We start from the raw sequence: 15,416 nt of genomic DNA, 5'->3' as shown, positions 1-15,416 counted from the left end.
GGTCTTAAATTAAAAGTTAACATTGAGTGAGAAGTTGTAGGACACTGCGGATGGTAAACCCAGGGTTGATGCACTCAGTCCTGATGCAAAATCAGGATCTAATCCCTCTTTATTGGCCCTCCAGATGAGTCCCAGATTTCTTACGGCAAATGTAAAGTTTGCTGCACTGATGAATTTAGTCAAATCTGCCACAGGCAACTGATAATTTAAAGAAAGATCCCTCAATCTAATGTAATCTCCTTTAAGCACGTTAATGTCGGACTGCTGATAGCGAAGCAAGCTCTGCGCTGCGAACACACCCACCGGACCGGGAACATTGGTAATGGCTTCGTCCCCAGGCTTAACCCATCTCCTTGCAATATCTTCATGCAGGTCGTAGCTTACGCCCAGTCTGGCAGTTGGATATGTGGAAATGGTTGGTCTAAGAAATACACTGCCAAACTGATAGGAGGCAACAGCCATGAATGTTAATTTCTTGTATCGAAAAGAGATATTGGAATTTCCAAAATAAGGTGCTGTTCTTCTTCCTGCATAGCTTAGTGCATCAATTGATGTAATATTTTGATTTGCACTTACCTTGGCTCCGTTCTCGTTATACACCTGGGTAAGTCCATTTGCATCAAGACCGGCATTTTTGTAAACAAAAATTTTGTCGGTTGGGTAACCCGACAAGTTAACGCCATAGGCCGGACTGGAATAAAAAGAGGAATTGATTGCAAACCTGGTATCGGTAACGGTATTGTTGTTGTAGGCAAAATTCAATCCGCCGTTCAGTTCAAAATCTTCATTTCGGATAAATACCCCTCTAAGGTTCAAATCAACACCATTGCCTGATAAGTTAGTTGAGTTTCTGGTGAGGCTGGTTACCCCATAAGTACCATTGATAGGAAAAGGATAAATGAGATCTTTTCCTCTCTTGGTGTACACATCAACCGAACCGGATAATCTGTTGTTAAAAAGTCCAAAGTCTACTCCAAGGTTGGCAACATAAGTTTTTTCCCATCTAAGTTCAGGATTTGCAGGAGAAATTATAGATGCATTGGGAAGCCCTGTTAATGAATCACCGCTTCCAAGAGCAATATAGGTAAAAGGGAAAAGCTCGGTTGAGATATTTCCATTCACACCATAGGTCGCACGGATGTTGATGTTATCAACCCACTTCACATTATGCAGGAAAGACTCCTTTGAAAGATCCCATTTAATCCCGGAAGACCAAAGTGGCGTAGCCCTGAACTTGCGATCAACTCCGAAATTATTATAATCGTCATAACGCACACTACCGGAAAGGGTATATTTACCTTTATAAGTGTAGGCCGCGTTGCTATAATAAGACAGATACCGCCTTACTTTATCTTGCTGGCTCGGGGCACCGTTCAAGTTTCCACTGAAACCCTGTATGGTTGGATATGGCGTAAAGAAGTCGACCGGTCTGGAAATTCCCGTACCCATATTATAACCGTAGATCGTGCTTCCGCCCTGCCCCACTTTTGTTTGGCGAATTTCTGAACCGGCAATCATTGTGAGCTGATGTCCACCGATAAATGTGTTATCGTAATTCAGCTGTCCTCTTAAATCGTAATTATTGGTATTGGTATTAAGTTCTCTAAGTGTTCCGCTGCCCGGACTGATCCCTATAGAATTCACCACCCGGCCTGTTGTAGGCAAGGGCGTGTAGGTATTGATCAGATTGCGATATTCATAGGTTTGTTCATTGAAAAAACTTCTTGTATTACTGAAACTTCTTTCATTACCGTAGAAAACGTTAGCTGAAAAGCCTTTAAAAATAGGAACGTTCAGGTTTAAATTTACCGTATAGTTATTATCATTCTGGGAAATGTCTGAATTATCAATCTCATCTAGTGCGTTATATCCCCAATTCAGGTAGCCCCGGTTTTGAAGGGAATTTACCCAACCAGAATAGTATTGTCTGGAATAGCTAACCCGATTACCTTGGTCATCAATTAGTTGATTATAGGGCATGAAGGTTGTATTAGAGGGTTTAAACAAATTATTTAGCGATTGGCCATTGTTATTAAATTTAAAGAATGAACCTTTTACGTTTGTGGAAAGTGTTGCCACTTTAAATAACTTGAAGGTATTGTTCATCGTTACCGTTAAACGCTGTCCGTCAACGCCTACAGTTTGAGGATTTTCCCTGCTGTATGACGCCGAATAAAAATAGTCGGTATTTTTCCCGCCTCCGTTAACAGAAAAATCATACTGTTGACTTGTCGATGGGCGGATCAGATATTGAGAAATCTGCTCCCTGCTATCAATCGAACTAAACCGGGCTATGGCGGCATCGTACGCTGCCTGAGTAATGGTACCTGCCCTTAACTTGAAGGTCAAATCGGTTACATCAGCTACGGGCTGGCCAAAAGGATTTAAGGCATTTGGTGCTGTAATTAAATTTTTTGATACCAGGTCCTGCTCATAAGAAATGGTCTGGGCAGAATTCATGGTTTTGAGATAATCCAAGTTAGGCTTATTTGATACAGTTGCAGATGCTGAGACTGCTATCTTAGGGGCCTGGTTCTCGCTCCCCCTTTTGCTGGTAATCACGATTACACCATTCGCAGCCCTGGTGCCCCAAATGGATGCGGCGGCAGCGTCTTTTAAGAAAGTTATACTGGCTACATCATTCGGGTTGAGTGTCGATAAATCGAGCTCTGAGATTGCCCCGTCAACTACAACAAGCGGAAATGTCTCCCCACGTAGTGTACTTGTACCCCTTATTGACATGTTGTAGTCCGCTCTTCCAAGAGAACGTGTTCCACTGTTAATGCCTACCTGTGTGTTACTATAGGTAAACATGTTATCAGAGTTTAAATCCACTTTAAGGCCGGCAATCTGATTTTCCAGTCGCTGAACAAGGTTTGGGGTTTTAATCTTTTGTAAATCTGCCGCCTTAATCTCAACAGCTGCACCGGTTGACCGTTCTTTTGGTAAAACCTGATAGCCATTGGATATAATCTGAACTTCTTCCAATTGCCTTCCTGCATCAGGTTTCAATGAAACATTGAAGCTTTTTGAACTTCCGTTTAAGGGCATTGTAGATGATTGATAGCCAAGGTAAGAAAAGCTTACACTGGTTGCTGTTCTGGGTACGAACAGCGAAAATTTACCATCTCTATCGGTAATTGCCGACTTATTGGAACCGTTTGATTTAATGGTTGCACCAGGCAATCCGAGTCCTGTTTCATCCAAAACCCTCCCTGATACAAAATAATCATCGGTATTTAAGTTATTTCCATTTAATGGTATTGATGACTGTGATTCTTTGGAAAACAATTTTTCATCCCTGCTTACGATGGTGTAATTGCCTTCGCTAACGTATAAAAAAAGCAGGTTGTTAGGGTACAAGGTACGCTTTAAGGCTTCATCAAGCGATTTGGCGTTTAAACTTTCGGCAGTAGTATATTTACCCTGAATGATGCTGTGTTCATAAGCAAATTTGGTACGGTACTTTTTTGATATTGCATTTAATGCGGATTCAATGGTAATTCGATTTTCTTGAGCCAAGGCTTTACTGCCGTAGCCGAAAATTAAAAGGATGAGCAGTAGCCTGCAAGCGGGCCTGATTAGTTTTCTTTTCATTGTTGGTTGGTTTGTTTGGTTGTTTGATTAATTGAGGAGGTTTAATTATCAGTGTCGCGACTCAAGCCGTATAATCTTACCTTCCTTTTTAATATTTACATTCAGAATATTGCTGAGGGTGAATAACAAGCTCTGCTCACTGTTGATGGAGATACTGCCGTCAATTTTTTTGAAGCCAAGTGTGGGATCTTCGAGGATTACCCTATAACCGTATAGATCCTGAAAAGCGGAGATAATTTCGTTAACAGTGGCCTGCTTAAGGTCAAGCTTTCCTTCAATCCAGCTGGACTGAATGATACCAGGTTGCAAATCCGGAATCAGCTGCCCGTTCATGGTGTTTATTTTTATGGTGTTGCCAGGTTTCATGAAGTAGTTAGCTGCCGTTTTAACTGACCTCACCTTTACCCGTCCGTTTATCAGTGTGATATTTGCCAGGCCACGTCTTTCTTTGAGATTAAACTCTGTACCGAGAACCTCCACCTCAACACCATCCGTTTTGGCGATGAAAATTTCTCCGGCATTAATTATGGACGGATTTTTATTGATGTGCTTTACCTTAAAGTAGGCCTCACCCTTTAAAGCTATAGATCGCACTTTTAAAAATGAATAAGCTCTTGGATAAGTTAATGTTGAGTTTGCATTGAGCAGAATCACCGACCCATCGGAAAGTGAAATGCTTTTTGTTTCTCCAAAGTCGGTGTTGATGGTGATATTACTGGTGAAATACCAGAAAGATATTATTGCTAAAATTAACGATGCCGCAATGGACGAAGACCAAAAGGTATACATCTTTTTCCTTTTTCTTTTGGATTCAAACTTATCAATAGAATCATTGATATCTGATAACAGATTATCCTTAAATCCGCCGGGCACTATGAATTCAGGATTAATGAGAATCAGGTTTAGTTGTGCATATGCTTCTTGAAAAAAAGCTTGCCTTTCCGGGTACTCAGAAGCCCAGGCTTTCCAAAAGCTTACGTCTTCAGGCGTTTGAAGGTTGACAAAGCGGATGAAATCGGAATCCGCTAAAAAATCCTCAACACTGTAAAACCGGTATAAATCTTTATTCATTTCTTATGCCTTAATGGGTTATCCATTATAAAGACGAAAAAAAAATAAATTTTACCCCATGGAAATTATTTTTTTTGAAAATAATTACAAAATTATCGCGGTTTTATAGAAGAAACCATAAAAACCCACAAAATCCGGATAATATTATAAGTGAATTATTGCTTAAGAGATAAAAGAATGGCTAGTATAAGTGCCTTATCAATTTTAAGGATTTGTTTCAATGCCTCCAGTGCCCTTGCGTTAAGTTTATAGGTAGCCTTGATACTCATATCCATTATCTCAGCAATTTCATTATAGTCCATTTCCTCAAAATATTTTAGATAAATGAACTCTTTCTGCCGTGGTGTAAGATCATTCATGGCTTTTGACAGCTGTAATGCCTTTTCACTGCTGTCCTCTTTCCTGATGTATTCAGATTCAACGGAAAATTTGAGGTCAAAATGGTGTTCTCCATTAATCTCCACCTTTTCATATCGGTTTTCAGCAAGTCTGAAATCAGTAATGGTGTTCCGAAGGGAGAAAATAAGATAATTCCTGAGATTGGCTATATCAGGTAATCTTTCTCTTTTGACCCATAATTTAATAAATAAGTTCTGCATGCAATCATAAACAGCATCATCATCTTGAAGCATGCGCATTCCATACTGGAAAAGGGAATTGAAAAACTTGTTATAAATTCTGTCCAATGCCGTCCTGTCCCCAGATCTGAGGAGATTCCATAATTCGATATCGTCAAGACTTTTTTCCACATTTTGAAATAGAATTCAAATAACCAAAAAAAAAAATGAATTCCACTATCTAATTAAACACTTCATGGATTTTGCGATAAGCAGAAGTTTCTCTCTGGTAAATAGACTTACATTAAAGATCTTGATGACTTGACTTTCTGGCGGCTCCACCTGCAGCGCTTCAAATTGAAGTTTGACAAAAAATTTCCTCTTCCATGTTGAACAGTCCGAGCAAATCAGGTGTAAAAAAGTGTTGATGATCTTAATGTAGATAGGTATGCAATCTCATTTAAATTGATTGATCTTTACTTTGACAAAGCAGATGATGAAATGTTGTAGCATGAAGAACCAGCAAAAATTAACGGGTATATCGAGCAAATCAGAGCCTCAACACGAAGTTCCAATGGAGGTAGCTCCATGATGAGGTTGAAATACTATGGTTGGATTTAGCATCCTTGATTGCTTCAAAAATGAAGCTACATTAGGTAAGTATTAGACTGTCCACCGTCAATAGCTATGACCTGTCCATTAACATAGCTACAATCCTCACTTAATAGAAAAACCACCAATTTCGCAACTTCCTCCGGTAATCCTAGTCGTTTCGTTGGATTATTCTTAGCAAATTCATTTTCCGCCTGTTGGGGATTTTCAGGGTTAGTCTGCTCGAAAAAGCCTCTCATCATCGAAGTCTTAATCGCACCGGGAGCTATTGCATTGACGGTGACTCCACTTGATGCAACTTCAGCAGCAGAAGTTTTTGTGAGCCCCACAACGGCGTGTTTAGTGGCTACATATGCAGCGGAATTTAAAACGCCACGAAGGCCGCCCACAGAGGCAGCATTAACAATTCTTCCATACTGCTGCTTTTTCATAATCGGTATAACGGATTTTAATCCGTAAAAGACACCGTTTAAATTTATATTAACCGTTTTATTGAATGCTTCCGGGTCAAACTCATCGATTGGTGTTGTACCGCCAATTATACCGGCGTTATTATACAATCCATCAATTCGTCCGAAAGCTTTCATTGTTTCCTCTGTATAGCGAACGGATGTAGCCAGATCGCCTACATCGCCTGAAATGGTTAGTAGTTTGCTTTCAGGATATTTTTTAAGAATTAATTCTTTTGCTTGTATGAGAGATGCTTCATTTAAATCAATTAATGATAAGACGGCACCATTTTTTACTGCTTCCAAAGCGGTAGCAAGTCCAAGGCCATCGGCTGCGCCGGTAATGATAATAACCTTGTCTTTTAGTTTTTCCATATCTTTAGATTTTATATTTAGAGTCTAAAATTATACATTAAAATAGTTGAGGGTTGGTATGATATCCGTCAAAAACTGGTCGAAAACAATCATTATTTAACTGAGGATGAGTTGTCACCCTGTAAAAATCATTTAACTTGAAAGAATCAAATATTGAAATTTATAGCCTAAATGATGTCATCCGGATTATGGGCATGAACCATCAATCGGAAGGATTACATATTTACACCGATGCCGAAATTGTACAGTGGAGGAAATTTCAGAAACCATATCGGCCAGATTATTATACAATTTTAATTACGGCTGCCGGGAAAGTCAGCTATCAGCTGAATATGTCATGTTTTCCTGCTCAGACAAACTCCGTAATAATCATTTCTCCGTCAACGGTTGTTCAGGTAGTTGAAATGGACGAAGATGTAGAGATGTTTGCCCTCAGTTTTACTACAGATTTTTTTCGCAACTCGGCAATGGATAAAAATAATTTTAATGCAATTGCTTTTTTCGCTTCGAAAGAGATTGTAAATTTTCAAATTGAAGCGGGTGAACGGGAGGACATCATTAGTCTGATAAAACAATTAAAAAAATTAAATTCCGACAGGACCTCATCGCTATTCCGTGCTGAAATTATCCAGCACACATTCAGTTCAATGATCTACCGAATTGCAGCACAGTTCAAAATTGCTACCCAACATACATCGCTGCAAATTAAGCGCAAGGAAGAAATGGCATTGCGTTTTTTCAACTTATTGAAAGAAAATTTTAATGCACAAAGAAAGGTTTCATATTACGCAAATGCCTTATTTATCACTCCGGGGCACCTAACAAAGACACTTAAGGAGGTGTCTGGTAAAACTGCCAGAGGGCTGATTGATGATGCTATTTTATTTGAAGCTCGCGTTTTGTTATCAAATTCGAAACTCTCTATTAGCCAGATAGCTATCATTTTAGGTTTTTCCGAGCAATCAATTTTGGGCAAATTTTTCAAAAAATTGACGGGGTTATCTCCAACTGATTACAGGAAAAGTAATAACAACTTATTATTCAATTGAATAAATATATCCAAAACAATACATTCGACAAAGAGCCTTTGTCAACTTTCGTCCTTACCGAAAGTTTCTCATGATTAAACAGTCTTAAACTACAATTTTTTATCAGCCACTATCAGAAATTATCCCCTTAGAGATAAAGATAGATAATCAAACATTAGATGGAATAGCGCTATTAGATGGAATGATCGTCCCTATACTTCTAAGCAGTATGAAAAAGGATAATGTTGGGTACCTTCTCCAAAGCTCTAAAAAAAAGCTGGTTTAAAAAGGGATTTCCTCCAGGTTAAAAGATAGGTGATATTTATACAATAGCAGTGATTATAGTCTGTTTTCCAGTAGGGCAAAAGAAAAGCTGAAATATTAAAAAAGATCTGGAACTTTATTAAGGTTTGGTACCTCTTTGGGAGAATAACCAAATTGTTTTTTAAAGGCATAAGAAAAATGAGATAAACTCTCAAAGCCAAGTTCCAAATAAATTGAAATTGGTTTTCTATTTTTCTTTTCAAGTTCATGGTGAGCTGCTGTAAGTCGTTTGTGCTGTAGCCATTGCCGAGGAGAGATGCCAAATGTTTTTAGAAAATCACGTTTGAAACCAGCCAGGCTTCGTCCGGTCAATTTTGCAAATTTGGCAATCGGAACATTGAACCTGAAATTCGCTAGCATGAATTTTTCCAGATCAATTTTATGTGGTTCGGAAAAGTCGAAAATAAAATTTTTAAGTTCTGGTTTTCCAAGCAACAAAAGTTCAATGGCCTCTTTGACTTTCAAAATGCTCAGCGGGTTCTCAAGTGTTTTGGGATACTGTACATGGGGAAGCAACGAGTCGAAAAATCCTTTCAGGTAGGCGTTTTCAGGTAAAAAGATGTTTTTCTTGCCGTGGTATTTCGCACCAGTGTCCAATTGTTTTTCAAGCGCATATTCCCTAAGAATTTCGTCTTTCAGGATAAACATCAAGGCATTGTAGTGTTCGTTATTTTTTGGTCTTTTGGTAGTTTTACAAACTGGTGTTTCCTTACCAGATAAACTTCGCCTGGCCTTGCGGTAATCCTATCATCCGAGGTTTCAAAGGTCATCTCACCCGAGATCTGTAATAGTAAAACGCTTTCTACGAGCAGGTTATCATATTCCGTTAGCTTGGCTGTAGCTAAAGAATAAACGATTGACTCTGAAAATAGGTTTGCGGTTTGCTTTTTCATCTTTATTTTTTTCTACTCAGGAAGGCCGACCATGGTAGCACTCTCTTTCCATAATAGGTTCATTAGATCGTTGTTCTGGGCAAGTTGTGATGGATTGGGAAAGGTAAGTTTTCCACGCACCAGTGAGGCGTAAATACTTCCCTCTGGTAGTGCAACTTCGCCAATTGCAAGTTCAGACAAGGCTTCTCCCGAGCGTTTTGCAGTCCCCATAAAAAATGCCGGTTTAAAGAAACTAATCATGTAAAATAATGGGCGAATAATTGATACTATCAATTTTAAAGGTACGGATTGTTTGCCCATTAAAGAAGTATCTCCGGTTAATCCCGGATTAAAAGCAATAACACTAATGTTCCTTTCCGCTTCTACCTTCAACTTCAGTGCATTTGCCGTTAATAGATTACATAATTTTGTTGCACCATAAAATGCCATTCCTTTCGGGCTATTTTCTGTAGGATAAGCTAATTCGGCAATATTTAATGTTTTTGGACCAAAGGGGATAACAGCTGGGTCATGTGCGTCGCTCGTCGTTATAACAATCTTACTATCCCTTGCCATGTTTGGCAGAAACAATCTTGCCAACAGGTAATGGGCCAGGTGGTTAGTCGCAAAAGTCAATTCAAAACCTTCTTCACTTAGCTGTTTGTTATCGGTCGCCTTAATACCTGCATTCAATACCAGTATGTTAATTTTCCCATCCCCTAAGTGTTGTTTGATGCTGTCTGCAAAAGCACGAACGCTTTTTAAAGAGGAGAGGTCCAGTGGCAGAACCTGTGTCCCTGGCTGGACATCATGTTTATTTGACCTTACACCGATGAATATATTTGTATCAGGTAATTCTGTAAAATGCTTTAATGCGGCTGCACCAATCCCTGATGTTGCCCCGGTCATAACTATTGTCCTCATATCTTTTATTTTTATTTTATGTAAAGTTATGCGCAAAAGATTTGAAGAACTTTCCTGTATGGCTCAATTATATGTATTGCATAGCTCATCCAAATTCAATACTTACTGAGGAGGGTGTGGCAGAAAAATGTAATTAAAAGACAGCACAGCCTAATCACAGGCGGAAAGATCATGACGGCCTGATTCTGAACTAAGCAGGAAATAAGTTGCCGCTAGATCAAAAATAAAAAGCCCATTCAACACTTGTCAAATGGGCTTCTCTCCTATACTTGAAATCTACTATATTCTATATCCGCCGGATACTTCTATGCGTTGTGCATTAATCCATTTGGAATCATCTGAACAAAGGAAAGCTATCACACTTCCAATATCATCTGGCAAACCAACTCTTCCTAAAGCTGCTTCTGAAGCTAAATATTTATTTACATCCGACATATCACGAACAACTCCACCATCAAAATCTGTTTCAATTGCACCCGGGGCAAGCGCATTGACCCTTATTTTTCTAATTCCCAATTCCAAAGCCTGGTATCTGGATAATGCATCAAGTGCCGCTTTCATAGCACCATAAGCAGAATATCCATGAGATGAAAATCTGGCCAAGCCTGAAGAAACGTTAACGATACTACTTCCATCATTTAGCAAGGGTAATAATTTTTGAGTTAAGAAGTAAGGCCCTTTGAAATGAATATTTGTCATTGCGTCCACAATTTCTTCCGTCATCGTTTCGAAGCTCTTGTTTATTCCAATACCTGCATTGTTTACCAATGCATCTAATTTTGCAGCAGAAAATTGGGTATCCAAAATATCTTTCACTTCGTTCACAAACTGGTCAAAACCCGCTGTTGAAGAAATATCCAAAGGTAAAGCAAATGCTTTTTGCCCTAAAGTTTCGATTTCTTTTACTACTTCGTCAGCAGCTTCTTTTTTAGTTTGATAGGTCAGGATGATATCAAATCCTTTTTTCGCCAATTGTAAAGCTGAATCCTTACCCAATCCACGGCTTGCGCCTGTTATTAATGCTATTTTATTTATCATTTTTATTGTTTTTAATTTGAAATTGGTTTATAAGAAACTGCTGTTGTTAGTTCAAAAAGCTTCCTTTGAATTGGTTGGGAGTAATCCCTACTTCTTTTTTAAAAAGACGCGAAAAATAAGTGCTGTTTTCGAAACCAAGCAAATACGAAACTTCGGAAATATTGAGTTCGCCTTCGCTTAACAGATTTTTTGCCTCGCCGATTAAGAAAAGATGAATCAGCTCCAAGGCTGTTTTTCCTGTTTCCTGTTTTAGGATATCGGTTAAATAGCGGGAAGATATATTTAACTTTTCTGCCATCAAAGCCACTGTGGGTAAGCCGAGATCTTTGGTTCTACGTTCTTCAAAATGAGCAGCGAGTAATGCATTGAACTTTGTCAATGTCGAACCAGTTAATTCTGTGCGATTGATAAACTGTCTTTTATAAAAGCGCTGCGCATATTTTAGCATGGAATCCAGATGACTCATCATAATAGATTTACTTAATTCATCCGTATTATTTTTATACTCTTTTTCGATGCTGAAATACAGATTCCAGATAATATCCTCTTCTGCGGGGGAAAGGTGCAAAGCCTCATTGACCTCATAATCAAAATAACTATATTTCCTTATTTCATTATAAAGAGATGTCCCCGATAAAAAGTCTTCATGAATCATAATTAGAAATCCCTTTTCCTCTAGCTCCACATTTTTAAAAACGACTTTCTGCCGGGGCTTTACAAATGACATCGAACCACGGTCATGGTCATATTTTGTTTTCCCGTATTGCATGCTTCCCGATTTAAGCTTCTTAAATCCTATGATGTAAAATGCCGAAGAAAATTCGAGTATACTATTGCCGTCACAGCTGTCCCGTTCTCCGTATGTCACACTAAAGAGTGGATGCTCCGGAGGCTTGACACCGAGGGCCTCGTGCAGGTCGCTTATTTTGTGATAATGTTCCATATTGTTAGAATAATAAAGGCGCAATCTAGAGAATCTGAATTGTGTTCCTGTTTATTTTGCACTAACCATGTGCTGCTGTAGATACATCCTGCCATGATTCCCACGTCTTAAGACGTTCTTCGTAAGTATGTTTTATCCAAGGTAAAGCAACTTTACCCAAAGTTAACCGCAGTGGTGGATTCTCCGCATCTACCAGACTAAGGATAGCTTGGACAGTTGCCTCAGGCTTACCCGAATCCTGGTGATCGGCGTGCGCATAAAAATCTTTTCGTATGACTTCATAAGCAGGTATTGCTTCACTCAACGCAAGGGAATTGGTGCCGAAGAAATCTGTAGAGTAGCCTCCCGGTTCCAGTATGGTAACCTTGATACCAAAACCGCTTACTTCACCTGCGAGCGTTTCGGTAAGACCTTCAACTGCAAACTTAGACGCACTGTAGAGTCCCATAAGGGAAACCGTATTTATACCCAATGCACTTGAAAGTTGAATAATTTGCCCTGATTTCTGCTCTCGCATAATAGGCAAAACAGCCTGAATAGTCCATAGGGATCCTAACACATTGGTTTCAAACTGTGTCCTTACATCTTGTTCGCTCAATTCTTCAATAGCGCCAATGTGACCATAACCGGAATTGTTGATCAATACATCGATTGCTCCAAAATGTTTATTTGCAGTTTGAATTGCTTCAAAACTTGCTTTTTTATCCGTAACATCCAATTTTATCACCAATAAACTTGTTGGGAATTCTTTTGTCAAAACGGTTAACGCATCAAGATTACGAACTGTTGCCACTACATTATCACCACGTTTCAGGAATGATTCTGTCCAAATCCTTCCAAATCCGCGTGATGCTCCTGTTATAAAAATTGTCTTCGCCATTATTTTTTAACTAATTGATGTAGCCAAAATTATGGAGTTTATTGGGTACAATAGTGATACAGAAGTAGGCAATAATGAAACATTTTAACGAAATGCTAGTTGCCAAAAATTTTATATTTTATGCTGATTTAGGGTTATTTGAAAACAATGCGCTGTTAAATTTAATAACATCCGTATAAAATGGATAGTCCTGTTATTGCAGAAATTCAGCAGTTGCCTGATCTAAATCAAATGGGCATTCCTTTTTTTTATTCGCACAGCTCATTATGCCTGTAATAAATATTCCGATTGATAACAGCTAATTTGTGACAAAATGGTTTTATGACAATTTTTAAGGTTTTATATCTTCAAATTTCTTGTCTGCAGAAAAAACTTGTTGAACTTTTTCTGCAATTAATTCATTAGCAAGAGAAAACTCTTTGCTTGTTTTTAGGTCTAAAGATGAAGCCCCTATTGAGATGGTGTAATTTCCTGCTTCAGCAATCCAGGCACTTTTCGAAGAGATATATGAAGCTAAATCTTTAGGATTTAAAGTAAATTTAATGGTTTGAGATTCGCCGGGTTTCAAATCTTTGGTTTTTGCATACGCTTTTAACTCAGATTTCGGTTTATCGATAGATTTGTTTGGCGCAGAGAGATACAATTCAACGACTTCTTTCCCGTTAACTTTTCCTACATTCTTCACCTCAACACTTACTTCAAGTTTATCACTAAAAATGTTAGAATTTGTTTTCATATTGGTGTAAACGAAATCTGTGTAAGATTTTCCAAATCCGAATTCAAAGGACGGTTTTATATTGAAAGTATTAAAATAACGATAGCCTACATAAACCCCTTCTTCGTATATCACCTCTTTTGGATTATCGGCAGGAGTACCAGGGAAGTTTTTGGCTGAAAAGTGGTCGGCATAATTTACCGGGAAGCTCATTGCCAGTTTTCCCGAAGGGTTTACTGTTCCGGAAATTACGTCTGCAACAGAATGTCCGCCCTCTTGTCCTGGTTGCCACGCCAATAAAATAGCGTCTACCTTATCCTTCCAGGAAGCGGTTTCTATTACCCCGCCAATATTCAGAATGACTACTACTTTTTTCCCCTTTGCGTGGAAAGCCTTGGAGAGTCTATTAAGCATTTCCACCTCCTCTGTGGCCAAATTAAAGTCGTTTTCTATTGCTCTGTCACCTCCCTCTCCAGAGTTTCTTCCTAAAGTAACGAAAGCAATTTCGGAAGATTCTGCTTTTTTAGCGATAAAATCGTCTGTCATTTTTAATTCTGACAATCTACCGGGAAGTGTCAGGAGACCCCCTTGTTTTATTTTCTCTTTTTGAGCTGCTTCCTGTTTTTCAGCAAACGGCTTGTATTGGCCAACCAGTTCTTGGTCAAGCTTGTAACCTGCCGCAATTAGTCCTTCAAGCAAGGAAACTGTGTGTCTGTTATTCACACTTCCGCTTCCTGTTCCGCCGGTAATCCAGGCATAAGACGTTACACCGAAAAGAGCAATTTCTTTTTGTTTGTTGGCAAAAGGCAAGCTATTTTTTTCATTTTTCAACAAAACCATTCCCTCGGTTGCAGCCTTTCTTGTAGTCTCCGCGTTTTTAGCTAAGTTTGGCCTGTTGCTGTATTTGTATTGAGCGAACGTGGGGGTTTTGAAAATGTATTCCAAAATTCTTTTTACATTAAGATTGGCAACTTCTTGAGGTAATTTCCCGGAATCTAAAGCAGCTAAAAGGGCTTTTTTCTGCTTTGGGATTCCAGGCATGATCAGATCATTTCCAGCATTCATTTGGGCTGTTACATCTGATATTTTGCCTTCTTTAATAGTTTCATACCCAGGGAAACCACCAAACCAATCTGTCATTACAATACCTTTGTAACCCCATTCGTTTCTTAAAACCTGGGTTAGAAGATCCTTGTTTTCAGAAGTATATATTCCGTTCAGTTTATTGTAGGAAGACATTACCGTCCAGGGCTGAGATTCTTTAACTACAATTTCAAAACCCTTTAAGTATAATTCTCTCATTGCCCTTTCTGAAACGTGTGCGTTGACTGTTAAACGATTGGTTTCCTGGTTATTTGCTGCAAAATGTTTAATCGACGTTCCTACGCCCTGAGACTGGATTCCATTTACTATTGCGGCAGCGGTTTTCCCTGAAACTAACGGGTCTTCAGAATAATACTCAAAATTTCTTCCGTTCAAAGGATTTCTTTGAATATTTAAAGCGGGCGATAATAATATATCTGCACCATATTCTTTCACTTCATTTCCCATTGCTTTTCCTACTTCTTCCAACAAAGATTTGTTCCAGGTAGAAGCTAAAGCCGTGCCTACGGGGAAAGCGGTTGCGTAGTATGTTTTTGAATCATTCTTTCGCTTTGGTTCAATTCTCAAACCAGCTGGTCCATCCACAAAGATTGTTGCCGGAATCCCGAAACGAGAGATAGAGCCAGTCCCGCCCACAGAACCTGGAACCGAACTCTCCTTTAAATCTCCAAAGGGACCACTATCAGTCATAATTTGAGTTCCGGGCATACCTACGCCAATGAGGATGTCAACTTTCTCTTCATTGGTCATTTGCTTAATAATGGCGTCTATTCTTTTATTTTCTGTAAGCATTTTATTACTTGTTTGAGCATTTGCAAAAGTTGATACAGCCAATAGTGTCAGAAATAATCCTGATTTTTTTGCCTTCTGAAAGCGTTCAGTTAAGGTCGTATTATTATTTTTCATTTTTCACGCTCTTTTAAATTT

Annotated in this window: 12 protein-coding genes; 1 reads left to right on the top strand and 11 read right to left on the bottom strand. The window is 38.8% G+C overall.

Features of this window, described 5'->3' with window-relative positions; translation table 11 throughout:
- Window positions 1–9 precede the first annotated feature (9 nt).
- The 4 genes from LUA91_RS03950 to LUA91_RS03935 form a co-directional block, all read right to left on the bottom strand.
- Window positions 10–3,597, bottom strand: a complete 3,588-nt coding sequence (locus tag LUA91_RS03950) for a SusC/RagA family TonB-linked outer membrane protein (RefSeq protein WP_231424725.1) — start codon at window positions 3,595–3,597, stop codon at window positions 10–12.
- Between the two features lie 48 nt (window positions 3,598–3,645).
- Window positions 3,646–4,668, bottom strand: a complete 1,023-nt coding sequence (locus tag LUA91_RS03945; RefSeq protein WP_231424724.1) for a FecR family protein — start codon at window positions 4,666–4,668, stop codon at window positions 3,646–3,648.
- A gap of 155 nt (window positions 4,669–4,823) precedes the next feature.
- On the bottom strand, window positions 4,824–5,417 hold the full coding sequence (locus LUA91_RS03940; protein ID WP_231424723.1) for an RNA polymerase sigma factor: 594 nt from the start codon (window positions 5,415–5,417) through the stop codon (window positions 4,824–4,826).
- A 455-nt stretch (window positions 5,418–5,872) separates the two neighbouring features.
- The gene (locus LUA91_RS03935) at window positions 5,873–6,661 is read right to left on the bottom strand and encodes an SDR family oxidoreductase (RefSeq protein ID WP_231424722.1); all 789 of its coding nucleotides are present in this window, start codon (window positions 6,659–6,661) and stop codon (window positions 5,873–5,875) included.
- A gap of 137 nt (window positions 6,662–6,798) precedes the next feature.
- Between LUA91_RS03935 and LUA91_RS03930 the strand changes: the two genes are divergently transcribed.
- Window positions 6,799–7,710: an AraC family transcriptional regulator gene (locus LUA91_RS03930; RefSeq protein ID WP_231424721.1), complete on the top strand. Its 912-nt coding sequence runs from the start codon at window positions 6,799–6,801 to the stop codon at window positions 7,708–7,710.
- A 360-nt stretch (window positions 7,711–8,070) separates the two neighbouring features.
- Here the strand turns inward: LUA91_RS03930 and LUA91_RS03925 are convergent, their stop codons facing one another.
- The 7 genes from LUA91_RS03925 to LUA91_RS03895 form a co-directional block, all read right to left on the bottom strand.
- Window positions 8,071–8,661 (bottom strand): AraC family transcriptional regulator, encoded by a 591-nt coding sequence (locus tag LUA91_RS03925; RefSeq protein ID WP_231424720.1) that lies wholly within the window; start codon window positions 8,659–8,661, stop codon window positions 8,071–8,073.
- Entirely contained in the window at window positions 8,661–8,906 is a 246-nt protein-coding gene (locus LUA91_RS03920; RefSeq protein ID WP_231424719.1) for a hypothetical protein, read from the bottom strand. The genes LUA91_RS03925 and LUA91_RS03920 overlap by 1 nt, the downstream gene beginning before the upstream one ends.
- A gap of 12 nt (window positions 8,907–8,918) precedes the next feature.
- Entirely contained in the window at window positions 8,919–9,809 is an 891-nt protein-coding gene (locus LUA91_RS03915) for an SDR family NAD(P)-dependent oxidoreductase (RefSeq protein WP_231424718.1), read from the bottom strand.
- Between the two features lie 279 nt (window positions 9,810–10,088).
- Complete coding sequence (locus LUA91_RS03910; protein WP_370633594.1) at window positions 10,089–10,847, bottom strand: SDR family NAD(P)-dependent oxidoreductase; 759 nt, start codon at window positions 10,845–10,847, stop codon at window positions 10,089–10,091.
- Window positions 10,848–10,893: 46 nt separating this feature from the next.
- A complete protein-coding gene (locus LUA91_RS03905; protein ID WP_231424717.1) occupies window positions 10,894–11,790 on the bottom strand; it encodes an AraC family transcriptional regulator in 897 nt (298 codons plus the stop codon).
- Window positions 11,791–11,851: 61 nt separating this feature from the next.
- Window positions 11,852–12,670: an SDR family NAD(P)-dependent oxidoreductase gene (locus LUA91_RS03900; RefSeq protein ID WP_231424716.1), complete on the bottom strand. Its 819-nt coding sequence runs from the start codon at window positions 12,668–12,670 to the stop codon at window positions 11,852–11,854.
- Between the two features lie 331 nt (window positions 12,671–13,001).
- Window positions 13,002–15,395, bottom strand: a complete 2,394-nt coding sequence (locus LUA91_RS03895) for a glycoside hydrolase family 3 protein (RefSeq protein ID WP_231424715.1) — start codon at window positions 15,393–15,395, stop codon at window positions 13,002–13,004.
- Window positions 15,396–15,416: the final 21 nt, after the last annotated feature.

This window comes from Pedobacter sp. Leaf250, assembly GCF_920984735.1.
Lineage (GTDB): Bacteria > Bacteroidota > Bacteroidia > Sphingobacteriales > Sphingobacteriaceae > Pedobacter.
Note: the sequence above shows the minus strand (reverse complement) of the source record. Positions and strands in the feature narration are given on the sequence as shown.